This window comes from Leminorella grimontii ATCC 33999 = DSM 5078 (assembly GCF_000439085.1).
In the GTDB taxonomy this organism is placed as follows: domain Bacteria; phylum Pseudomonadota; class Gammaproteobacteria; order Enterobacterales; family Enterobacteriaceae; genus Leminorella; species Leminorella grimontii.
Window position 1 is genome coordinate 290,910 of the sequence record NZ_AUUA01000003.1, and the last position, 24,546, is coordinate 315,455.

The window sequence follows — 24,546 nt, forward strand, 5'->3', positions numbered from 1 at the left end:
TTTTTGCGGAATAGCCCTTGCGTCGCCTCCAAGTGAAGGTATAATGCCGAGGTTTTCCGTATCCCTCCCATGCCTGAGTGGCGAAATCGGTAGACGCAGTTGATTCAAAATCAACCGCCTTCGGGTGTGCCGGTTCGAGTCCGGCCTCAGGCACCATGGATACATCAATAGACGTCAACCGACGTCTTTTTTTGTATCTGAAATCCGCGTTCTGTAGGGCTTTCCGGGCTTTTTCATTCAACTGAGGTATACTGAACTCGACCTACATCAACATCTGCTTGTTGGTATAAGTGATGGTACAGTCGGTTCGATATATGCTTGTACCAACAGAGGAGGTACAAAAATGGCGCTTACGGATATCAAAGTCAAATCAGCCAAACCGCAAAACAAGGCTTACAAACTAACTGACAGTGACGGCATGCATTTGCTTGTTCCCCCAAACGGCTCTAAATACTGGCGACTACAATATCGTTTCGCAGGGAAACAAAAGACGCTAGCCCTTGGCGTTTATCCAGAAATCAGCCTTGCGGACGCCAGACAGCGGCGAGACGAAGCCAGAAAGCTTCTTGCCAACGGCATTGACCCTAGCGAAAAGAAAAAAGAGGTAAAAGTCGAGCAGGCCAACGCCCACTCATTTGAAGATGTCGCTCGCGCATGGCATAGCTCGAACAGAAAGTGGTCTGAATCCCATGCCGCCCGCATTCTACGCAGTCTAGAACTGGATATCTTTCCTGAGATTGGTAAAAAAGATATCTCCACCTTTAAAACCCGCGATCTGCTTTTGCCGATCAAGCAAGTTGAAGAGTCTGGCCGACTAGAAGTTGCTACCCGTCTACAGCAAAGGGTTACTGCAATTATGCGCTACGCAGTGCAAAACGGCATTATCGATTATAACCCCGCACAAGACTTAACTGGCGCTATCGCAACCGGCAAAAAGATCCACCGCCCCGCCCTTCCCTTTGAGCGTATTCCTGAGCTACTAGCGCGTCTGGATAGCTATAAAGGGAGAGGTTTAACCACTTATGCGATCAAACTGTCTCTGCTACTTTTTATCCGTTCCAGCGAGTTACGCTTCGCCCGTTGGTCAGAAATTGACTTTGAACGAGATTTATGGACGATTCCGGGTGAGCGAGAAGAGCTTCCCGGCGTCAAACACTCCCAGCGCGGCTCAAAAATGAAAACACCGCACCTGGTTCCCCTTAGCCGTCAGGCATTGGATATTCTAAGGCAGATTCATCGACTCAGCGGCAACCGTGAACTGATCTTCATCGGCGATCACGACCCTAGTAAGCCTCTTAGTGAGAATACAGTGAACAAAGCTCTACAGGTTATGGGCTACGATACAAAAATGGAAGTTTGCGGGCACGGTTTTCGTACCATGGCCTGCAGTTCACTGATTGAATCCGGGCTATGGTCTAGGGACGCCGTTGAACGCCAAATGAGCCATCAGGAGCGTAATCATGTCCGAGCGGCGTACATTCATAAAGCGGAACACCTGAACGAACGTAGGGCTATGATGCAGTGGTGGGCGGATTTTCTGGATGCGAATCGGGAGAGGGGGATTAGTCCGTTTGATTTTGCGAAGGTTCGGGGGAAGTAATTTTCACCATTTTTCATATAGCTCTTGTTATATATAATTAGAGTAAATAAAGGACATTTAGATATAAAGACTTCTAAATGTCTTTTTTTTGAAATAAATTACTAATGAATACTATCAATACCAGAAACTCTTCTCGTCCACCTATAGATAAAATTATTATGACAGTTTACTAGTAAAAATACCTATAGATATCATAAGGTAGCTTGTATAGAATAGTTCGATTCCCTCCCCCAAAGAGCATGGAGCTATGAGCGCAATCACGTTACGTCAGGCGTTAGGTGTACTTGCGAAGTCATCCTCGTTTTCTGTCACTACGATAACGAACCGCCAAAGGGATGTTTTCGATGAGCTAAAAGAGCAGCTCTTCGTTAAACAAGATATTGAGACAGAATTGCAGCGCTACCTTGATATCGCAGAGCCTGGCGAAATCATTTTTCTTTGCGGCAGCAGCGGGGATGGTAAATCCGAGATTTTAACCCGTTGTAAGTCGGCCCCACGTTATCAGCAACGATTTAATTTCCATCTGGATGCCACGTATAACTTTACTCTCAGGCTATCGGAAATCAAGAATGCAGATATAAAGACGGTATTTAATATTGATGGTAAAGGCGAGCAGGAATCGTTAATGGGGCAGACTCAGCGGTTGGACAAGCATTTTGACCTGTATGTGGATGGGGATGGGGATAGACGGGTTAAGAGGATGCAGGATAAGGCGTTTTTGGAATTGTCATGATAGCTATAGGAATGATAAATGAATGTAAAACCTGAATATATGTCATTCGGTGAACTATTTAAAAACAATAATGTTTTCTATACACCACCTTATCAACGGGACTATTCTTGGGAGGATGAACAAATTGAGCAGTTTTGTAATGATATAAAAGATGCATTATCAAAAAAAAGACAAGGAAAGAATTTTGAACACTTTTTTGGTGGTGTTGTTTGCGCCCAAGAAAAAGTTCTAGGTAGTAATCGCAGGATTGAAAATCTTCTGGTTGATGGGCAACAACGCCTTTCTACTATAGTTTTATTTTTTTCTGAAATAAGAAAAATAACGAGTGAACTTAAGTGTAAGGATGAAAAAGATTCAGAATATAAGGATATGATCCTCAAGGATATCTATAAATATTTTTATTTTGATGAAAGAGAACATCGGGAAATAAAAAAATGCATTAGAGTCCGAATTGGTCATGCTGATGATGATTTCTATCAATCATTGATTGAACAACGCCCCTTAGAACCTCAGAGAAATTCTCATCATTTAATGATGAAAGCAAAAAAGCATTTTAATAGCTTTTTTATAGATGAGCTATTTTCTCAAAAAAATATTGCAGAATGTTTAGAAGTAGTGGATGAAATAGTAAAGCTTTTTGATGAATCATTTTTAGTAATACATATTGTAACAAACAGTATAGATGAAGCATATAAATTATTTACTGTATTGAATGATCGCGGAATTAATCTTACTGAGGGAGAACTATTAAAAGCATATACAATAGGGATATGTGGAAATGATAACTCTCGCATTAGGAAAATATCTGATGATTGGGACTTTATTTTAAAATATCCATCTAAAAAAGTAACAAATTATTTAAGATGGATTATCACCATGGTGACAGGTAATAATATTACAGCTTCATCAGTCCTTGATGAATATAAAAATTCATTTTTAAAAGAAACATTGCACTTAGATAAGCTCGAAGAGAATATCAGCTTTTTGAGAAGCAGTGTAGAGAAACTGGAGTATATATCAGATGGTGCATGGCCATTTGATAGTACAAGCAAAGATGTCAATTGGTATCGGGGGAAATTAGATCTTCTAATTAATAAGTTAAAACACACACATGCAATGCCACTTTTATTGGCTGCTAGTTATTCTTCTGAAGATGAATTTAAGAATATAACTAATGAGGTATGCAAATTCTTTATTAGATGTAAGATGATCAGCGAGCTTCACGCATCACTGTTTTCATCATTGTATCCATCTCTAGCAAAAGATATATATAACAATAGAGATAGATACACTGTTGATAGCCTACACAACGCATTTAATCGAGTAATTTCAGAAAAAGATCATGATAATATGCGTTTTTCTAGTGGGATAAGAGGACTATTATATCAAAGAAAAGGCGATAATAAGCCAATAAAATGCTTGCTTATTACTATTCAAGAAAATTGGATATGGTTAGAACTGCCCAATCAAGGTTCTAGTAAGAATAGATTGAAAAAAGAAGATAAATCAGTTAGTTATGACTTTAACAATATGACACTGGAGCATATATACCCACATTCTATATCTGAAGGCAATAAGAAGCCAGAGATAGAAAAGCTAAAAAATACTATAGGGAATATAGTAATATTAGATCCAAATAAAAACAGCCAAAACAGCAACAAAGACTTCAAAGATAAAAAAGATAGTTTTTTAAATACAGGCATAGGTATTCATAAATGGATATCTAATAAAGATGATTGGACTGAAAATGACATCAAAGAATTAACGGAAAAATATATTGAATACGCGATAAAAGTTTTTTCATTCCATTAAAATCAATTAATAAATAGCGCCCACTTAATTATGGGCGCAATGTATGTACAATTCCGAACACGATAATACAACTTAGAGATTCAAAGTACTATTAATTATCTATATAATGTTGAATCAGATTGATATCTTCTTTCTTTGGAAGCAAGGAAATTCTCTTACTTGCTTGTTCACAGACTTTTTGCATATAGCCAAAACCTTCACGATTCTTTTTCAAAAGTCTATCAATATAAACACTATTGGAATCTCGATTTTGAATTGCATCAGCATAGGCATAAATGGCATCTGAAATATCGTCATCACGAGAATAATCTGTAACCATACAAAGCTTCCCTAATAAATTAGCTTTAGTGAGCTTTGAATTAATACCAGTCTTGACTGCTCTTTCAACTATACTTTTTTTACAATATTCAATTGCAATACGAAGTTCATCTTCCCTCTCAGAAAGGTAATAAATACCTTTTGCTCTCTGCAGCCAATAATCGGGATCTTGAGCACAATATGTAACAAGCTCTTCATATACTGTTGTAATCATTTTCTTACACCAATCTCGATTACTCTGTATTTTGGGACTGTATATGGCATTAAGATTGTCAAACATAATAATTTTGTATGCTCCCTGGTCTATCGGAGATACAGATTGATATAAGTCCGCAATAAATGAGGCTGTTTTCTGTACTCCTAGTTTTTCGGAAAAGAGCCTCACCGCAAGTTGTACCCAAGCATAAGAATTACAAACTGTAACTTGAGACGAATTCTCTGCTCTAAAACTAACAGCATCAGTCTTCTCGCATTCAATAAATGGTGCCCATCTCCTAGAAAAATTATCAATATGGGTATCGACTAGATACCCTAGTCCATAATTACGAATAAGTGATCGATGTACTAAAGAGAAAATTCTTTCTCTAGTGACAAGATAGAATAGTAGTGAAAATTCCAACTTATTAGGTTCAACAACATCTCCTTTTCCATGTTCGCCTGTACAGATATTACGGATTCGCTCTTCCAATCTGGATTGGCTATTAAGGATTTTTTTTACGATTGGTGACTCGCCTAATCTAAAGATATTATCTAATATACTGTCTCTATTATGCCACCGCTGTAAACCTTGAGTATCTAGCAGCCTATTGATATCTTGAACTTCATCTCTGAAAAATTTTGGCTGAATCTGTATAGCCTCCTCCTCAAAGTTACTACCAAAAGCATTCAGATCGGCTTTGGATATAGCCAAAATAATAGTTGTATTATTTTCTCTTAAAAGATCAAGCTTTCGAGATATACTTTTCAACTGATTATATTGAATTGCACCTGAATCAATAGCGATGAATGCATCTTTAACTTTGAAAATATCATTAAAAGCCCTAATACTCATTGAATTTTTAGAATGAACAATAAACCGTTTGCGCGTTCTTACTTTATCGATAATTCTATACAGAATAGTTGATTTTCCAGAAAACCTCCTCCCCCAAATTATAACAAGTGGATCATTGACTTTATCAAGTATATCCTTTTCTACTATTCGACGAACTGACACTGGACCAGGGTTATTTGCATGATTCCATCCACTTTGTAATAAATATGAAGTGAATTTTTTTCCAGAGAACGGCTCCGTTTTATCAATGTACTGAAAGGCTTCAATTGCCGGTAAGTTCTGCTCTTTACTCTGTGCAATTGATGTAACAAAATCATAGAAATTAGAATAATCAGCGATAATTACATCCGTTATGCCATATGATTTCAACTTCTTTCTATCAGAATAACTATTAGGGATTTCTGATGTAATAAAAATACGGGCTGTTTGGATATTTTCATCTGTGAATTGCGGGCTTGCTAATGCATATGCAATATCCAACTCATCACTAAGACTGCACCCAACAAAAATTATGTTTTTTTCACAAAAATCATTAACCAAACTACTAATTAAATGCCTATTCTTATCTAGACTGTTAATATAATCAGCTTTACCAAATATCACTCTTAAATCTTCATGACTTGCCGCAGTCATTACATCTTCAGCGTCACCATGAAGCTTATAAACATATCGCCGTTCATTATATCTAGAGAATTCTCTATATGGTAATACTTTTACACCATCAATAGCCCTCTCAATACCATCATCGATATTTAGAGTGTAAATATATGGCCAATCTACTGATAAAAAATTTAGTTTTGACTCATCTGTAATATCAACCCGAGTAAAACAGTCATTCACATCTGATTTAATTGAATCTAAAGATACTATTTTTTCCCTGAAATAAATATCTGAAAGTTCCTGAAAACTAAACCCATTAAGTTCATCATCTGAAGGCTTATCTGCAGCAGGAGAATCTTTTATTTGCCGCCGCATTAATTCCATCCAATCAGCCCCTCCTGGAACTTTCTTGTTTCTAGCTCTCTCACCTCGAGTAAAACCGGCTCCGAGAAACGGAATACAAGTATTCTGATTGAGAATAGCTCGGAGAAATTGTTGAGTTTCTTGCTCCTCAAAAATACGAATTGTAAAGCCCCAATCACTCTTAATTTCTGTCGTCATTTTACTTTCCATTGTATCTTTTTAGTTCATGAAAAAGAGCAAATGCTAGTGCTCAGACTATGTGAGAAACATCTGAACACTGGCTATAACCTGCCAAAAACTAAACCTGAAGTACCAGTTAAAATTATAGTTGTTTTGGTTAAGAATTCTGATAAATGTTACCAGATCTTCATTAATTAATACGGCAAGATCTAAGCAATTTCCACTTCTAGCACAAGCTGCCTGTCGGATAATTATGGCCCTGCTCCACAAAAATGCCAGCTAAAATTTGAGCTAATGCGTCTAATACAACACTTTCTGACTCACAGTCCCAGCGTGAAATCCTTCAAATTCCGATAATTCCTCAACGCAGCTACCCCATCCTCAACGTGCACCGCCCACGCCTTAACCAATTCCTTCTGCTCCAACTGCGGATAAAGCATCTTTAAAACCAGTTCCGTAGCTTGTAGAGTCTCCCCCAGCCAAGTGATCTTATCCATCACCAGCATACCATCCAGCTTCTTATTATTAGACTCGGAGAAATACCGAAACTCGCTCTCAACAGAACGGAAAAACGCCAGCCGAGCTGCCACGTTAGGCGTTATTCCGGTATATCCCTTCAATTTTTTAAGCTGCTCTTCGGTCTGACGATCGAGCTGCATACGATTCGGGAGCATCAGATAGCCTCCTTGGTTAATTCCCAGAAATAGCCGGGTTTAAGTACCGATGATTTAGTATGCGCATTAAAGACGATTTCATAAGCATGAGAAATATCGTCGCGCAGCTGGTCGACAAAATAGCGTTCATCCACCTCTGTATCGGTAGACAATATGACTACCTGATGGCTGGCATACGGGAAATAGTGATTAATCAGCTTATCCCGATGCAAGGAATCCAAACGCCCTAATGGAGTATCAATAATGATCGGCAAATCACGGCCAGACGTTTTTGCCAACGCCTCAAGGATAGCAATCGCGTAAATTTGCTTTTCGCCAGCGGAGAGCAGCTTACGGTTGATCACTCTACCCTTTTCATCAATCAGCTCAACGTCAAACGTTTTCGGGTTGATGTGGGCCTTCAGCTGTAAATCTTCCTTGCGGGCCAGCTTACGATAGGCCGCCTCAAAATTAGTGGACAGCGTTTTTACCCGCGCCAGCGTCAATACTTCGCTATAGCGGTCAAGTAAATAAACGGTCTCCTGCGCGTTCTTTAGTGCACTATTAAAGCTATGCTGCTGGCGGTCGCTATCATGCGCTTTTTGTACTTGACGAACGCAGTCCAGCTGCTGCTGCTTGGTACGTTTAGCCTCTTCCAGCAGCGAACTGTATTTCTGGCAAAGTGTTGCACGTTCCTGATCGAGCTCACGTAGCTTCTTAAAAATATCAGCCACCTGTACATCTTCTGGAGCGCGAGCGATATTCGCGGCAGCCTGTTCCATCTGTTGTTCAACATCGGCAAGCTGGGTTCGGTAAAGTTCAAATCGCTGCCATGCCGCCTTGCTATCTACCTCAATAGAACGCTGCAACATCCCGGCTTCACGTTCAGAAATATCGAACAGTAAATCACCTTTGGGCTTAGCTGCGATGAACTCTTTCAGGTTGTCCTCAATGGCTTCCATTGCGATTTTTCTGGTACTGCTTTCACTGACGGAACGCAATGCAATATCATTTTTAAGCTGCAATAAAAACTGATTCAGCTCTTTCTCAAAGCTCGCGGCCTGCTTAATCTGCGTTTCATCGGCAATCTGCTTTAACAGACGAGACAACGTTACGGGAGCCAATGCATAGGGTAATGAGCCATCGCATTCTTGACGTAGCGCTTTTTCCAAGCGTTCTTTATCTTTCAGCAAGATCTCAACTTTCTCTTTTTCCTGCGCTTTTGTTCGGGCAAAAGCCCCACCTTGCGCATTCAGCTGTTCTTCATAGAGAGCTATATCTTTAGACAAAAAATCTATTCGAGACTTAGTAAAATCGGCTTGTTCCAAAAGCTCTTCCGTTTTACCAGACAACGCTTTAATTTGCGCCTCCAGCTCTATGAGTTGTTGCCCCTTTACGCCTTCCATTTGCTTAGGCTGTTCACGCTTAATGAAAATTAATAGGTCATTACGCAACTTATCAATCAGATCCAATCCCAGTAGGCGCCGCACGGCGGTACGCAGGATAGTACCTGACTCATCCTCAGCCAATTCGGCAATTTTCTCGCCATCGAAAAAAAATAAATCGGCAATGCCGTGCGGGATCAGCTCGTTCAGAAATCCCTGGCATTGCTCGTCATTCATTTCACTCAGGGCCTGCCCGTCCTGCTGAAGCAAAAGCGTATCTTTCCCCGCTCTTGTCCAGCTGCGCGTAACGGTAAATTCAGATTCCTGACCACCTTTGTTGTAGGTGAACGTCAACCCTACCGACGCCCTTTCCGGATGCCCGGTCATATCCGTACCGTTGTGGATTAACGCATCACGCTGAGCAAGGTATTCCTTCTGCTGAAGCGTAGCGCCGAAGGCCAATCGACCGTATAGCGCCAGTCGAATAGCCGATAAAATCGTCGTTTTCCCTGCGCCGTTTAAACCGCCAAACAGGATAATCGGACGGGGATTATCATCATGCTTACGCCTTCTGGGCGCCAAATCGATAGTGTGTGTACCGCTAAATACTCGAAAGTTATTCAGCACCAGTTGTTTAATTAACACGTTCATTTTCCTCGTGGACTGGCATCGCTAATTCGCTGGCACTATTGATTCTGCGTTGTAAAACCTGGAGCTCACCTTCCAATTTTTCTATTTCTTTTTGGTGAATATCCCGCTCATTACGCTTCTGTAACATTGCCTGCTGCTGCTGAATCTCCTCCAGACTTCCCCAGTCCTGTTTCAAAATAGTACTAACTTTCTCAAAAATACCCTGGCGGCGGCTTAGGCCTTCCATTGAGATTTCCAGTTCAATCAGCTTCATCACCATCTCTGGCTCAACGTCAAATTCTTGTGCGATCTGCGCCAACAACTCTGCGTCACTAGCATCGAAACGCGACTGATCGTCCACCACCCAATCCAGGTCCTTTTGATACACTTCCCGATATATTCCCGGTAATGAATCATTCCAGTCCGGCTCATTAGGGTCGGTCAGCCACTCCTGACGGATAGCGTGTAACTCTGGGGGGGTAATTAAGGTAATAGAGTGGCCCTGCGCGTTTAAGTCGCGTTCAGTTTCCAATAATGTTTTAAGCCACTGTTGCCGATATTTCAGCCAGTACGGGCCGGGAACGTGTTTACGTTCTGCGCTAACCTCTTCTCCTTCCTTGGCGTACTGATAGCTGACTTTACCGGTGCGGCGCTTATAGCTACGAAACGTATCTTTATTCGCGGGATCGGTAGTGAACGCCAACATATCGCGATAGTTCAATAGAGGCAGCATCCAGTCTTCACCATTCTGAATAAGGCTCTCCATGGCCTTATCCTTGGTAACTACAGTACAGGTCCAACACCCAAAGCGTGAATTGCCGCAGGAAGGAGTACTGTCGTCGATGACGAGTGGGCATTCACCCTGCGCCGAAGAGTCCATATAGAGCGTCCAAAGAGGACGGTTATTCCCCCCCCACGGGCTTTCCCATTCATCAATATCGTCAGGTGCGTAGCGAAACGCGCCGCGCAGCAGCTTCCAAACGTCTTCCACATCCCAAGTATCAATTGGCGTATAGATAAAGGCATTTGCCAACGTCGTGTGCCGGGCAAGGCGAGAACCGTCGATTTTATGCTTCGCAATTACCTGCGCCCTAGATGCGCTTTCACTGCTGCGTGACCCTAAAACGACTATCACTTCATCAAACTGACTAACTTTATCTTTAATAAAGTCGCTAACTGGATTGATCTTCATCCGCTCAGTGCACCAACGGAAACTGCGCGTCGGCGCCGGGTAGCCTTTTCCCAATAAATTAACCCAGAAGGTTTCATGCACTTTTGGCATGACGGCGTGTTGAGAAATCGGTAGACCATTACGCTTTGCGCCAGCCTCAATTTGCAGCATGGTCTTTTTAATCAGATCTACTACCACCGGCGTTTCCACCAGCGTATCGGACGATACGACAAAAACGTCCTTGCTGCGCATTTCAGGCGGTAGCCCGAGCAGAGCAAGATAGACCAGCGTGATCACGGCGGAAGAATCCTTACCTCCGCTATAGCCGATGACCCACGGACGTTTGTCCGCGCAGTAAATCCGCTGAACTTCAGCAACATAATCTGCCAAAGGACGCCCGGCAAACTGCTCCTGGTTAATAAAATCTTCATACTCGGCCAGATCGTAGGCCTGGGTTAGCTTACTCATGAGACAACCATCTGTGCTTCAAGCTCCTGCTCTTCAGGAGTGAGTGGAATAGACAACGCTTGCTTCAAAGCATTACAAGTTAATTGGATTGCAGTACTGGTTTTACTCAACTTACCGTGCTGCATAGCCCGCTTGATCAGCTCAGGATTGTTTTTTCGCCAGTTAAACGTTTTTAGTTCAGCGATCTTTTGCGACCACTGGTCTGGGTAGTTCGTCAGCAATGTATTTCCAAGCAGTCCAAGCGCCTGTAGGCCGATACCATGTGCGTGAACGTATTCCTGCCGCAGTTGCGCGGGAGAGACTTCTTTTTTAGCCGCAAGCTGCCAATCAGGCATAACACGAAAAATTGCTTGCCAATAGTACGTCGCGATTTGCGAACTTTCTTCAAAATCCCCTTCTTTAGGGTCCTTACCCAGCAAAGCGCGCGTAGCTTGCTTGATACTACTTAGCGTAAATAATTTGTTGGATAGCATGCTAATATTGGATTTCTCTAGTTCGGTCAGCCCAACAAACGGCTCCACGGACATCGCCAGATAGCGAGCCAAGCTTGAACTGGCATCACGGTGATCGTACAACGACGACAGCGACGGGCTAGGGCGAATGGCGTATTTATTCAGATCAGCAAACATCTGTTGGCTACGTTTTAGCCCTTCATCAACAAAAAACAGTACCGGAATATTATCCTGCCCCAGTTCTGGGCGCTCTTCCAACGCATCCTCAATCGCTTTACGCCGATGTTGGCCATCATTGATAAGAATCTGTGCTTCCATCGGTACGCGCAGCATACCGAGGTTACTCGAACCGGGAAACTCATCAAATTGCACATTGATGGCAATCGAAGCCGTCAGCGCCGAAAACACATAATCGTTTGGATTTTCCAAAAGATAGCGAACCATTTCAGGAATACGCGCTTTGTTCAGTGTACGCTGAGCACGTAGCTCTGGGGGCACTTCATTTTCATCAAAGCTAAAGATCTTGGGGATAATGCGCATTGGGCATGTCGCTATGTAGAATGGACGCCCCGCTTGTATGCCCCGTATCGCAGGAAAGGAATAACAATAGTCTGAATCAACGTTGGCCATAGCAGTAGCCCGTTTTAAAGAAAATTTACGTTATATTTTACGTAATTTTGTTCTGCTTTTATAGTGTTTTTCACGTAGTCATGAATATTTGCCTTCCTGATTACTCAGCCATGTAAGGTAATAAAAGAGTATACGTAAAAGAATAATGCCTCAGAAGTCAGCATGTATGCCTTAAGTTTAAAACCAATATTATACAATCAGTTAATAACACTTTTACGTCGTAATCATCCAGTTACGTTTAGTACATTTATCAGCCAATTTCACCGCTATCCATCTTCAGGAAAGAGTTGTAACGACGCTATTAAACTTCATTTGTCTTATGCCCAACTTGTGACAAAAATAAACCAATCGATCGTCTTAAGCGATCAATACATATTATTCGATCGGTTATAACGATCTGACTTCCTCAAAACGCTCTGGTAGTGTTTTCCAACAGGCCAGAGAACTTCTCTGCCGAAGGCGATACCCGTCTTCCTCCGCAAATATTAGCCCGACCAAAAAGAAACAATGCTCTGAAACCATCAGGGCATACGGCCTCTTATTGTCTTTATTTTTTATCATGATGGAACATGGATATTTGAATGACAGCGTTAAACCTCTTCACTAAAATTTTGCAAAAAAACTATCTGGTATTTGCCAGCATCATTGTTTTTGGCGTGACCAACATCGTGGTCTCATCTGGACAACACATGGTTCACCGAGTGCTCTCATTTATCTTTATCGTCCTCATCCTGAAGCGCATTTCTTCCACCGTCTGCCGTTACTTGTTAGCTATTCCGTTGATGGTACTAACTGCGGCAGATATCAGCATAAGCCTCTATGCATGGTGTACCTTTGGTACAAAATTTAACGACGGGTTCGCCGTTAGCGTACTGCAGAGTAATCCCGATGAAATCGTCCAGATGCTGGGCGTCTACCTCTCTTATTTTTTTGCCTTCATCCTGCTTTTTTTACTGTTTTTAGCCTCAGCGAGAAAATATGACGGTACATTACCCGCCAAGAAGGTAACTGGCACTCTGCTGTTCATTCTTTTGTCCATCAGCCTGTTTTTTTCCTATCGGTTCGCCAGTAAATACGTGGAAGGCAAAGAAACCATTAACTCATACATTGTCGCCTCTCGATTCTCAACCTACACCCCGTTTTTCAATCTGAATTACTTCGCGTTAGCAATGAAGGAATTCCAGACATTGAAGTTCATCGCCAAAACGGTACCTCATTATCAGCTCACCGTTACCGATACCGGAATTGAGAACTACGTAGTGATCGTCGGCGAATCGGCCCGAGTCGATAACATGTCGATTTATGGTTATGGCAAGCCAACAACGCCGCAATTAGAAGCACAAAAAGCGCGCATCAAGCTGTTTACCCAAGCGATAGGTGGTGCGCCGCATACTGCGTTAGCAGTCCCTCTGGCGCTAACGGCGGACGAAATACAGCACCATGATATCCATCACTATCCCGATAACATCATCAACATGGCTAATCAGGCCGGTTTCCACACCACCTGGCTAAGCGCTCAATCTGCCTTCCGGCAGCGAGGAACGGCAGTAACCAGCATAGCTATGCGAGCTAAAGACAGCGTTTACGTCAGAGGGTATGACGAACTGCTGCTCCCCCATCTAGAAGAAGCATTGCAGGGAAATCCCAGCCAAAAGAAGCTGATAGTCCTTCATCTGAGAGGCAGCCATGCACCTGTCTGCAGCGCCTACCCTACCAATAAAGCCGCTTTCCAACCGCATGGCGACAAAGACGTTTGCTACGATAACTCCATCCACTATACCGACAGTCTACTGGGACAGGTTTTTGAGCTACTAAAAGACACCCGTTCATCGGTGATGTACTTTTCCGACCACGGCCTAGAACGGGATCCGTCAACAAGCGCTGTTTACTTCCACGGAGGAATTAAGCCCAGCCAGCAAGCTTACCACGTCCCCATGTTTATCTGGTTCAGCCCGACATTGGGCGACGACGTTGACACGGCGACGGCCAAAGACATTTACTCAACAACCTACAACGATATTCTGATTAGCGCCTGGATGGGAGCCACCAAGCCCGAACAGCCGAAAACTATTGGCGATGTTATTGAACGCCATAAGGGAGATGCTCGGGTGATGGATGGCAGTTACGACGTGTTGGATTATTTGACCTTAAGGAAGACGCACACTGGGAGATAAATTATTTAGCCCCTTAACTACCATAGGTGTTATTCCTGCATCAGAGAATTTCTATTGTATTCAAAAAAATGGTTCCCACTCAGCAGTAGTGGGAACCCAAATATCATATATCAAAGATAGATGCGTCATCGGTAGCCAAAAGGCCAACCCCGAGTGTACGTAGCATCACTTCAAACTACACCCCATTGACCGTTCTTCAGCAGAGTAAACCTTGGAATATTCCTTCGCGAGATAGCTAATCCGAAAGACCAGCGTCTTCAGTTGCTCAGGAAATTCGGAATGGTTTCTGTCCAGTGCATAAACTCCACGCTCAGGGAAATGGACCAATGAACGGTATTCATCGTATTCCCTCAGGTTCAAAGCGCTCAGCCACGCGGCTTGAATCATCTCCCAAAGGCTTTGTGGACCATGCGCATCTCCTAATCCACGAAAGAGATCTTTATTCAGGAAGAGCACCACATGGTAATGCGGGTAAGTCTCCGTATTGATTTCCCTAACCCAAAAATAACGTAGCGTACAGCGATGCGCTCTTTTACCTGCTTTCAGAAGTTGTTTTCGATAATGTCTGATTTTGGCTTTCAGAGAGCATATAAATCGGGTCAGTAGGTCTTTTGATAAATTAGGAGTACAGCAAATAGAATCTTCCTGTACCCAGTCAGGTGATAAACGTAAATCAACCCTCACTGCTAATGTCCGTGGGTGGTCATCAAAAGCAAAGTCAAGTACGTCAGATAATCTCCTCAGGTATAAGGGATTAAATGATGTATTCTGTTCATTGGAATAAGTTTGGTTCAACATAATATTGCTTCCGGTTGTATATATCGAATACAGCAGTGCCTCAGAAGAAGCTCTGCCGTACTCTGATAAGATTACTGTTGATAATTTGACTATTGAGTTTTCAGGATAAGGTTGAGATATATCCAAATGGTCAATCTATTTTATCAAGAGGTGTATAGGGTAATAGGGATATGAGGGTAAATATCAATGAGTATACTCGTGGGTATAGGCATACTCTTTGTGGAATATATTTCCTAGTAAATAACAATATATATCTAAAGGAATATTGTTTACTGAATAATATTACTACCGACACTATCCATCTTTAAGCAGGTAGATTAAAATCCCATTACAACGATAACCGCTATAATAAAGCAAGAAATAAGACCACTCTCAAGTTAGTCAGGTGCAAAAGAAAATATATTTCGCCTATTCTCCTCTGGATGCTAGAATTCTTTCCTGCAACCAGGATTCGACTTCACTCCGCAACCAGCGTGAACTACGGCCCAACTTGATGGGCTTCGGAAACTTCCCGAGTTGAATTAATTTGTAAAACCATTTGTCGCTTGTATTCGTTAGCTGAGTAATAAATGCCATATCGACTAACTGGTCGTTCAGTAGACTGTATTCAGTATTCATCATCTTGTTCTCCGTAAAAGTGAATGGAGAAGGAATTGCGGTAATGGATGCAGCTTCCCTCAGACAATGAGGTCGATGTGTAAATTTTGATACGAACTTCTATTTCCTCGCTAATGGCTATTTGTTACTTTAGTTGGTACTAGTTCTTCCATTCATTGGATTTTCATCAGGACTACCGCATATACAAAGTGCCGAGATGACAGTTAATCTGCCTACAAGCCAATTTCTCCAGTCAAGTATATCTTTAATGGCTACTACTTAATGGTACAGAACCAGTCAGTGGTGATTTGAAACTTCATACATAAAGTTCATGATTTAGTTTGTAAATCAATAAAATTAAAAATATATTATTAATAGTTGAAATAAATATTGATTTATCAATCAATTATGATTGATTTGCATGCTCTTTTTATCTTGAAAATAGCTCTTTTTATTATTATTTTTAGAGTAGTATTTCATACTTATTAAGAGTATGATTATATAGGTATTTTATACATATAGGATGATGAAAAATGAGAAAAAATGGCATGAATGATTTTTTTGAAGTTAACTTCATGAAGCTAAGGGAAAAGGATAATTCATACCCATCAGCGGAAATAAGGTATAAAGATCTTTCTAACATTTATAGCTTTATCACTTTTAATAATATAAAAAAGACCAAGGAAACATCCCTTAATGAAAATAGCTCAAACTACCCTAGTATTGGGTACGATATACAGGGAAAAGCTCACAATTTATTAATCGATGTACTAGAGAGTGAAAAGAATAAAATACCAAGGCATAAAACAAATCGCATTACTGATTCAGATGAAGGAATAACCCTAGGCAGTAAGGTAGACACTGAATATAGAAAATCATTAAAGGATTCATTAGATCACAAGGAGAGTATGTTTAATAAGTTATTAGAAAAATATTCAGATATCAAAAAAGAAGTTAAAGGAAGAATTACATTAATTCCTGTTAGTTTTTATATCAATGAGGATACCAATGGAGAGCTTGAATATATAATAGATAATCTTACAGTAATCAATCAGGCATTTAATTTAATGATCAATAAAATCAAACATCGCATTATGTATAAAAGAATCGCTGGGTATACAAGGATAAGTATGATTGATGAGACATTCACACCATACGTACATGTATTATTTTTTATACAAGATGGCGTCATTAATAATGATTTTATCAAGAAAATTGTTCTGGAATGGTGTTCCTTTATTCCCGCGAATAGAAATTGTAGGGTAGGTATTTATAGCTTTGATTTTAATTTTTTACTTTCGCTTTATAGCGAATTAACTGACAGACAGGGAAACACTTATATAGCGAAAAATCATGCAGGAAGAGGTATAGAAAAGACAGCCGATCTTTTTGTAAACGATATATTGAATCCTTTCCCAAACACAAAAGGTCAGTTTTATGATAGCCGTGAACCGTTTTCTCTACCTGCCAGTTTGATAAGAGCAAAAAGACGTAGTGAAGAACAAAATGAAACTGAAGAATCATCAGCTAAAACTAAAAATCAATCCATTTATAATAAAATAAAGAACACCCCCACTGAACATAAAGAGTATTTGCTAAGAATTGCGAAGAAAATAAACAAGATCCCCTTTATGCACACTATCAGTTGATGGCCTTTTAGTTTTGGATATCTTGTCACTTTTGCGCACTCAGCCAATGACTCAATATCTCCCCGTAAGCATTTTTAAATTTTTTACATTTATATATTACTTCCTTGAACACCCCCACCCAACAGGCCATCCCCCCGGATGGCCTGTTCTCTATTCAAGGAGCTACCAATGAAAACCCCCACCGGCTACCAGATTATCCGCCGCCACCTACGCCGCTATCCCCAAGCATTACGCCGTACGCTACTCAAAGAGCTCAGCCTGCTTATTACCTACGAACCCGTCATTGGCATCATGGGGAAGACGGGTTTAGGAAAGTCCTCGCTCTGTAATGCCCTATTTCGCAGCGAAGTTTGTGCCGTCAACGCCGTAGAAGCCTGCACGCGAACGCCTCAGCGTGTCCGGCTACGCTTCGGCCAACATTATCTGACGCTGATTGATTTACCAGGCGTAGGCGAAAACCAGCGTCGAGACGAGGAATATCGCGAGCTCTATCGTGAATTGCTGCCGCAGCTCGATATGGTGCTATGGGTATTAAAAGCCGACGATCGTGCCTTCTCCATTGAAGAACAGTTCTATCAGACCGTATTCGCCAATTTTAACGGCACCTTGCCGCCGGTGATATGGATCCTCAACCAGGTGGATAAAGTGGAACCTTCCGAACAATGGAATTGGCGTTCTGCAACCCCCTCGGCTGAACAGCAAAGCAATATCGAACGTAAATGCCAGGCAGTCGCCAACCAGCTCGCGATAGCAGAAGGCGACATCATCCCAGTATCGGTGAAGGGATGTTACCACTTGGCCCACATCGTAGAGCGGATGATAAACCGCCTCCCAAAGCAGGCACGCAGCCCATTGCTGCCCCACGTACACCCGTCATACCACTCCTCACCCATTCGAGAAACCGCACTCTGCAGCTTCGGCGATGCCGCCGTCGATACGCTGGACCGCATTATTGATAACGCCCCACTGCCGCAAATCGCCCGCCAGGCGCTGCACGCCGTCACACATACCGTAGCCCACGTTGCTCGCAGCGTGTGGTCATTCTTTTTCGATTAGTTTTTTCACCAACAGGAATACAGAGAACTCATATTTATCTACGGATCAATATGTTGATGATATTCGATCGTCGATACCGATCAGTTTTAAAAAATTGATCTGTTAAATCAATTGGCGCTCTTTTACCTACGTCCATAGAATCACGAAAACTCATATATTCACTTTAAATCAATAAGATAGGTGAAGGGATTTCTATCGTTCAAGCAAACCGTCAGGAAATAGCATCTCACTGGTTTTGTTATGAATTTTTCTGGCCGCATGTTTTTTCTTTCTTATCGTCAGGAACCACGGAGACAGGATGACATTTCTGCACCGCCTAGCGCGCAACGCGCTTACCGCATTGATATCCCGTCCCCATCTCTTCCAACGCCGAATTCACCACGTACGAATTCGGTTTTTTATTCTTCCAACAACAATAAGGTTAATTCACGATGAAACGAACCATTAATACCAACTATCGGCTGGTATGGAATAGCGCTCTGGGTATATTCATTGCCGTTTCCGAACTGGCGAAGGCCAACGGAAAAAAGGCGGGCTTAATCCTTTCACTGGCCGTTGCAGGAATGACCGTCGGACCAACCGCTCTGGCAGCAGACACCGAAATACCCAATGGCGAAGTCGTCAACGGCGCGACGATTAACGCCGGTGATTCGCAAACCGTATACGGACAGGTTATCAATACCACCATCCTGGGTGACGGAGAACAGTCCGTGAAAACCGGAGGGCGCGCCGAAAATACCACCATCACCGGTGATGGATACCAATCAATTGATGGAGGCGGTCAGGCCATTGACACCACTGTTACAGGAATGGCTAGCGATAATGGACGTTGCATGTTTAAACGCGATTGCGGTGAGGGACATCGCTATATCGACGCTGTACAAGAACTCAATGATGATGCCACAACGCAAGGTTCTGTTCCCATCGGCGCAACGGCTCAGGGTACGATTCTGAATGCGGGCGGCCACCAATTTATAGAGGAGCGTGGCGTCGCATCAACCACAATTATCAATGCCGATGGCTACCAGGAAGTCCTTGAGCAAGGCATTGCCACCGACACCACCATCAATGCAGGCGGCGCGCAGGGCGTGATCAATGGCGGTTACGCAACAAGAACCATTGTAGGGACAGCTTCGCCCGATAGTACGCCAACGGATACGGCCTATCAGATAGTGGCCGGTAACGTTATTACTGATGACGGCACTACGGTTATCAGCACGGCTGAAAACACTACTATCAACAACGGCGGCTTCCAATTTGTTTCCGACGGCGCGACCATCATCAACTCAGTGGTCAATCAGGGCGGGCGCCTGGAGTTGCATCAACAAAACACCGAATTTATCTTCGATGAAGGCGATGCACTGAATGAGAATGCACTGTCTACCACGGCAAAGAATGTCACCATTAATGCCGGAGGGACAATGCTGGTCAGCGAGGGAACGCAAGCGTTCGATACTACGATTTCTGATGGTGGGGAACAATACGTCAATGAAGGCGGAACGGCTGACCGAACCATCATTTCAGGCGCGGACGGTCAACAGTTTGTAGGAGGTATCGCGACCAATACTATCGTCAGCGGTCGGGTAAGCAACGACGAAAGTGAAGACCCGGACTGCGGGTTTGATTGCAGTGACGGCCACCGTTACGTGATTTCTGAGCAAAGTGTTGGCGGTAATGGAGTAGCAACAGGTACCATCCTGAATGCGGGCGGCTGGCAGTTCCTCTATGGCGGCTCGGCGATTGATACCACAATCAACGCGGACGGTTACCAGGAAGTCAACCTCGGCGGAACAGCCACCGGAACGATTATTAATGAACGGGGAGCACAGGGCGTTATTAGCGGTAGTGCAATCGACACCACTATCGGCGTGGTAACCTCCGATGTTCGATTGCAGGACATTGCCTACCAGGTCGTTCTTAATACTGGCAGTCTGGCAGAAAATACCACCATCAACAACGGAGGCGTCCAACTCGTTGCTGAAGGCGGCGCAGCAAAAAATTCTATTGTGAATTACGGCGGACGGCTGGAACTTCGCCTTCAGGATAACTATTTCGACCGTGGGGAAGAGGCTCTGACTGGTACGGCGACTGACGTTACCGTCAACAACGGCAGCACGCTTGACGTCGGAGAAGGCACATCGGCAACCAACGTCACCATGAACGCAGGCAGTGCCCTGATAACCAGCACCGCCGCTGACGTATCCGGTACCAACCGTCTGGGCAATTTCAGCGTTGACTCCGCCACCGGTCATGCAACCAACGTTCTGCTTGAAAACGGCGGACGCCTGGACGTATTGACCGACGGCACTGCGGACAACACCACCGTTGACAACGGCGGCACGCTGGCAGTGGCCTCCGGCGGCGAAGCGCAAAACGTAACGATGAACGCGGGTGGCATATTGATTGCCAACACCGGTTCAACCATCAACGGCACAAACGAAAACGGCGCATTCGCGATTGATGCCGCCAGCGGCACCGCCAGCAATCTTGTCCTGAACGCCGGTAGCCAATTCACCGTCCAACAGGGAGGAGAAGCGTCCGATACCACCGTCAACAACGGCGGTACCCTGAACGTCCGGAACAACAGCAGACTCACCGGCACCACCGTCCTGAGAGGCACCCTCAACTTCACGTCCGCCCCAGGTCAGTTTGATACCCTGACCGTCAGCAACCTGAACGGCGACGGCGGCACTATCAACATGTCCATCCGCCTGGACGACCCCACGTTCCCCACCGACACCCTGGTCATCGACGGTGGGCAGGCCACCGGACATACAACACTGAACTTCACCAATAACGGCGACAGCGGCTTGGGGCTGGCAACCACCGGTGAGGGTATTCAGGTGGTGAACGCCATCAACGGCGCCACCACCACCGACGATGCTTTCTCGTTGGGTCGCCCGCTTCAGGCGGGCGCCTACAATTATGCCCTGCATCACGGCTCCGCCGATGAGAGCTGGTATCTCAGCAGCGTCGCAGGCTATCGCGATGAAGTCTCACTGTATAGCTCGCTGTTCGCTCAATCCATGGACTACGACCACGCGCTGGCGGGCAGCTACGACCAACGCCACGTTAACGGCGGCCATGACAATACCCTCTGGATGCGCATCCAGGGCGGACACCTCGGCTATGAAAACTCCGACGGTATCGCCCACGGCGACGCCCCGGAAAGCAGCGGCAGCTACGGCTTCGTACAGTTGGGCAGCGACCTGTTCCACTACCAGGGGGATACGGTCACGCTCATCGCCGGAATTTATGCCGCAGCGGGCCTCTCCTCCAGCGACATAAAAAACGACAGCCACGCCAACGCCGGAACCGTACGTGATAACGTTTACAGCGTCGGTAGCTACCTGACCGCCGCCAATGCTAACGGCCTCTGGCTGGACATCGTCGCACAAGGTTCCCGACACAACCTGAATACCGACTCCGACAACAACAGCTTCAATACCGACGGTTGGGGCTGGCTCGGCTCACTGGAAACCGGCCTGCCGCTTAACGTCACCGAGCGCCTGGTGCTGGAATCCCAGCTACAGTACATCTACCAGAACGTCTCACTGGATGACGGCCACGACAGCGGCGGCTACGTGAAGTTTAGCGACGGCAGCGCCCAGCATATCCGCGCAGGTATTCGCTTCGGCAACCGCTCCGAAATCGCGTTCACTCGAGGCACCTCATCCGGCAACGACGTGAAGCGCAGCCTAAGCGAACTGCCGATTAACTGGTGGGTACGTCCCTCTGTTATTCGTACCTTCAGTTCCGACGGCGATCTGAGTATGGGTACCGCTACGGCGGGCAGCAACGTCACCTTCACCCCGTCCCAGAACGGTACTTCGCTTGACCTGCAGACCGGCATAGAAGCGCAGATCCGCCATAACGTGACCATCGGCGTTCAGGGCGGCTACACCCGCAGCGTCGGCGGTAACAGCGCCGACGGCTACAACGGCCAGGCCACGCTTAAAATCGCCTTCTGATAACCCCGCGCCCCCTAGGCGTGTTTTCTTCCCCTCCCGCCTCTGCGCCCCAACGAACGCAGAGGCTTTTTCATTTATATCAGCCAATAAGGAATCACCCATGAAACTCGCCAGCCGCTTTGGCCACGTAAACCTCATTCGCCGCGACCGCCCACTCACCAACGACGAGTTGGCGCAGCACGTTCCCAGCGTCTTCTCCGACGAAAAACACCACTCAAGGAGCCAGCACTATACCTGCATCCCCACCGTCACCCTGCTCGACAGGCTGCGCGAAGAGGGCTTTCAACCATTCTTCGCCTGCCAAACCCGCGTTCGCAACGTCGACAAGCGCGAACACACCAAGCACATGCTGCGCCTGCGCCGCGAAGACCAAATCCTCGGCCACCAGGTGCCTGAGATTATTTTGCTCAACAGCCACGACGGCTCCAGCAGCTACCAAATGCTGCCGGGGTTCTTTCGCGCCATCTGCCAAAACGGCTTGGTTTGCGGCGATACCTTCGGCGAAGTCCGCGTACCACACAAAGGCGACGTCGTTGGCCGCGTGATTGAAGGCGCGTACGAAGTGCTGGAGACGTTCGACAGGATGGAAGAAAAGCGCGACGCCATGCAGTCTCTGATACTCCCCACGCCCGCACGGCGCGTATTCGCCAAAACGGCGCTCACCTACCGCTATGGCGAAGAGTACCAACCGGTCACCGAAGAACAGCTGCTTGCCCCACGCCGCCTGGAAGACAAGAGCAACGACCTCTGGACGACCTATCAGCGTATTCAGGAGAACATGATTAAAGGCGGCCTGTACGGACGCAACGAGAAAGGCAGAGCTTCCCGAACCCGACCGGTGAAAAGCATCGACGGCGACGTCAAGCTCAACCGGGCGCTCTGGGCAATGGCTGAAAACATGCTGCAGCTGGTTCACTAAGCCTATCGCCTTACTGCTTCTAAAGCGTTATCCCTCACTCATCTCTCTATCGACAGGCTCGGCTTTTATGCCGGGCCCATTTTTTTGCAGGCCTTATAACAGGAAATCCCATCACCATGAAAAACAAGTCTCGCGAAGATCGCATTATCACCATGGCGCTACAGCTGCTGGAAAAGCGTATTCAGCGTTCATCAAGCGTTATCACCACCACGGAACAGGCCAAAGGCTTTATTCGCCTCCATCTTGAACACCAGGAACGAGAAATCTTTATGGCTCTCTATCTGAACAACCAGCACCAACTTATTGCCAGCGAAGCCACCTCACTGGGCACCATTGCAGAATCCGTCGTCTATCCAAGGGAAATCGTCAAACGCGCAATGGAACACAACGCGGCAGCGGTGATCCTGGCCCACAATCACCCGTCGGGCTACGCCGAACCCAGCGCCGCTGACCGAACGATTACCGAACGGATCGCATCGGCCCTCGATCTGGTCGGCACTCGCATACTGGACCACCTGGTCATCGGCCACGGCGAAAGCGTCTCGTTTGCCGAACGCGGCTGGCTGTAAGGGAGAGCGCATGTCTTTTTCCGATACTCCTCAATGGGGACTAGATAACCCCGTCACACCACGCTTTGGCGCACGATTGGTACAGGAAGGCCACCGGCTGCACTTTCTAGCGGACCGCGCCAGCCTACATGGCACATTTGATGATGCGACGCTACGGCGTCTGGAACGCGTCTTTCCAATATTTATCGAACGACTGGAGCGCCTGCTGAGTACCGGCGAACTAACGCCTCGCAGCTCACGTTGCGTCACTATTCACCACGACGGCCTGACCTGCGAAGCCGACACCCTCGGCAGCTGTGGCTACGTGTATATAGCCGTCTATCCCACACCGCTACCGGACGAACACACAATAACGGAGTCAACGCCACTATGAACCCTTGCCCAGCCAAAGACGTCCCAAAGGACGGTACCGTTTTGCCCACTCTCGCCCATTATTCCGGCGTCCAGTGCAGCACCGCACACATTACCGACCAGGACAACCACTGCCTATGGCACGCCTCGCATAGCCGAGAAGAGTACGGCACCAGCGAATGGATCCACTACACCGGCACCGGTTACCTGATACGCCTGAGCGCCTGGACGCATTCCCGGCTGAAACTCAAGCAGCTCGGGCTGTCAAAACCGGCCCGCCGCCTGATAGCCGCGTTGCAGCGGCGCTACGGCATTACACAAATCCATCTGGATGCGTTGGGCGAAGTACTGCCCGGATTCCCACTGTTTGAATGGTGAACGCCGCCGCGTGATTTATTGCGAGGCGTCTTCCCGAT

Annotated in this window: 17 protein-coding genes, 1 tRNA gene and 2 pseudogenes; 13 read left to right on the forward strand and 7 right to left on the reverse strand. The window is 45.4% G+C overall.

Features of this window, described 5'->3' with window-relative positions; genetic code table 11:
• The first annotated feature begins 71 nt into the window (after positions 1-71).
• From G544_RS0108265 to G544_RS0108280, 5 genes and pseudogenes are all read left to right on the forward strand, one after another.
• A tRNA-Leu gene (locus G544_RS0108265) sits at positions 72-156 on the forward strand.
• Positions 157-343: 187 nt separating this feature from the next.
• Positions 344-1,600 (forward strand): tyrosine-type recombinase/integrase, encoded by a 1,257-nt coding sequence (locus G544_RS0108270; RefSeq protein ID WP_027274159.1) that lies wholly within the window; start codon positions 344-346, stop codon positions 1,598-1,600.
• Between the two features lie 247 nt (positions 1,601-1,847).
• Positions 1,848-2,165 (forward strand): annotated as a pseudogene (gene dptF / locus G544_RS0108275) (DNA phosphorothioation-dependent restriction protein DptF); the annotation flags it as partial.
• Positions 2,151-2,333: pseudogene (locus G544_RS22700) on the forward strand (ATP-binding protein); the annotation flags it as partial. The pseudogenes dptF and G544_RS22700, both read left to right, overlap by 15 nt.
• An 18-nt stretch (positions 2,334-2,351) precedes the next feature.
• Positions 2,352-4,145, forward strand: coding sequence for a DUF262 domain-containing protein (locus G544_RS0108280; protein WP_027274161.1), 1,794 nt, complete (start codon positions 2,352-2,354; stop codon positions 4,143-4,145).
• A gap of 91 nt (positions 4,146-4,236) precedes the next feature.
• On the opposite strand, the gene G544_RS0108285 is transcribed toward G544_RS0108280, so the two are convergent.
• The 5 genes from G544_RS0108285 to dndB form a co-directional block, all read right to left on the reverse strand.
• The gene (locus tag G544_RS0108285; protein ID WP_027274162.1) at positions 4,237-6,675 is read right to left on the reverse strand and encodes an SIR2 family protein; all 2,439 of its coding nucleotides are present in this window, start codon (positions 6,673-6,675) and stop codon (positions 4,237-4,239) included.
• Between the two features lie 302 nt (positions 6,676-6,977).
• Complete coding sequence (dndE, locus tag G544_RS0108290; RefSeq protein ID WP_027274163.1) at positions 6,978-7,331, reverse strand: DNA sulfur modification protein DndE; 354 nt, start codon at positions 7,329-7,331, stop codon at positions 6,978-6,980.
• Entirely contained in the window at positions 7,331-9,340 is a 2,010-nt protein-coding gene (gene dndD, locus G544_RS0108295) for a DNA sulfur modification protein DndD (RefSeq protein WP_027274164.1), read from the reverse strand. The genes dndE and dndD overlap by 1 nt, the downstream gene beginning before the upstream one ends.
• On the reverse strand, positions 9,330-10,964 hold the full coding sequence (dndC, locus tag G544_RS0108300; protein WP_027274165.1) for a DNA phosphorothioation system sulfurtransferase DndC: 1,635 nt from the start codon (positions 10,962-10,964) through the stop codon (positions 9,330-9,332). The genes dndD and dndC overlap by 11 nt, the downstream gene beginning before the upstream one ends.
• Positions 10,961-12,046, reverse strand: coding sequence for a DNA sulfur modification protein DndB (dndB, locus tag G544_RS0108305; RefSeq protein ID WP_027274166.1), 1,086 nt, complete (start codon positions 12,044-12,046; stop codon positions 10,961-10,963). Before dndB ends, dndC begins: the two co-directional genes overlap by 4 nt.
• 581 nt (positions 12,047-12,627) lie before the next feature.
• Between dndB and G544_RS0108310 the strand changes: the two genes are divergently transcribed.
• Positions 12,628-14,220, forward strand: coding sequence for a phosphoethanolamine transferase (locus tag G544_RS0108310; protein ID WP_081650761.1), 1,593 nt, complete (start codon positions 12,628-12,630; stop codon positions 14,218-14,220).
• Between the two features lie 165 nt (positions 14,221-14,385).
• On the opposite strand, the gene G544_RS21660 is transcribed toward G544_RS0108310, so the two are convergent.
• Both G544_RS21660 and G544_RS0108320 read right to left on the reverse strand, forming a co-directional pair.
• Entirely contained in the window at positions 14,386-15,018 is a 633-nt protein-coding gene (locus G544_RS21660; protein WP_027274168.1) for an inovirus Gp2 family protein, read from the reverse strand.
• 408 nt (positions 15,019-15,426) lie between these two features.
• A complete protein-coding gene (locus tag G544_RS0108320) occupies positions 15,427-15,636 on the reverse strand; it encodes a helix-turn-helix transcriptional regulator (protein ID WP_027274169.1) in 210 nt (69 codons plus the stop codon).
• Positions 15,637-16,148: 512 nt separating this feature from the next.
• On the opposite strand from G544_RS0108320, the gene G544_RS0108325 reads away from it, so the two are divergent.
• The 7 genes from G544_RS0108325 to G544_RS20235 all read left to right on the forward strand — a co-directional run bounded on the left by G544_RS0108325 (position 16,149) and on the right by G544_RS20235 (position 24,508).
• Complete coding sequence (locus tag G544_RS0108325) at positions 16,149-17,264, forward strand: hypothetical protein (protein ID WP_027274170.1); 1,116 nt, start codon at positions 16,149-16,151, stop codon at positions 17,262-17,264.
• Between the two features lie 168 nt (positions 17,265-17,432).
• A complete protein-coding gene (locus G544_RS0108330) occupies positions 17,433-18,320 on the forward strand; it encodes a GTPase family protein (protein ID WP_027274171.1) in 888 nt (295 codons plus the stop codon).
• Positions 18,321-18,751: 431 nt separating this feature from the next.
• Positions 18,752-22,291, forward strand: a complete 3,540-nt coding sequence (locus G544_RS0108335; protein ID WP_051155644.1) for an AIDA repeat-containing protein — start codon at positions 18,752-18,754, stop codon at positions 22,289-22,291.
• A gap of 100 nt (positions 22,292-22,391) precedes the next feature.
• The gene (locus G544_RS0108340) at positions 22,392-23,210 is read left to right on the forward strand and encodes a DUF932 domain-containing protein (protein WP_027274173.1); all 819 of its coding nucleotides are present in this window, start codon (positions 22,392-22,394) and stop codon (positions 23,208-23,210) included.
• Between the two features lie 116 nt (positions 23,211-23,326).
• Entirely contained in the window at positions 23,327-23,779 is a 453-nt protein-coding gene (gene radC, locus G544_RS0108345) for a RadC family protein (protein WP_036023610.1), read from the forward strand.
• A 10-nt stretch (positions 23,780-23,789) separates the two neighbouring features.
• Positions 23,790-24,152 (forward strand): type IV toxin-antitoxin system YeeU family antitoxin, encoded by a 363-nt coding sequence (locus G544_RS21680; RefSeq protein ID WP_071783334.1) that lies wholly within the window; start codon positions 23,790-23,792, stop codon positions 24,150-24,152.
• Positions 24,149-24,508 carry a DUF5983 family protein gene (locus G544_RS20235; protein WP_051155645.1) on the forward strand — a complete coding sequence of 120 codons (360 nt, stop codon included), beginning with the start codon at positions 24,149-24,151 and terminating at the stop codon, positions 24,506-24,508. The genes G544_RS21680 and G544_RS20235 overlap by 4 nt, the downstream gene beginning before the upstream one ends.
• Positions 24,509-24,546: the final 38 nt, after the last annotated feature.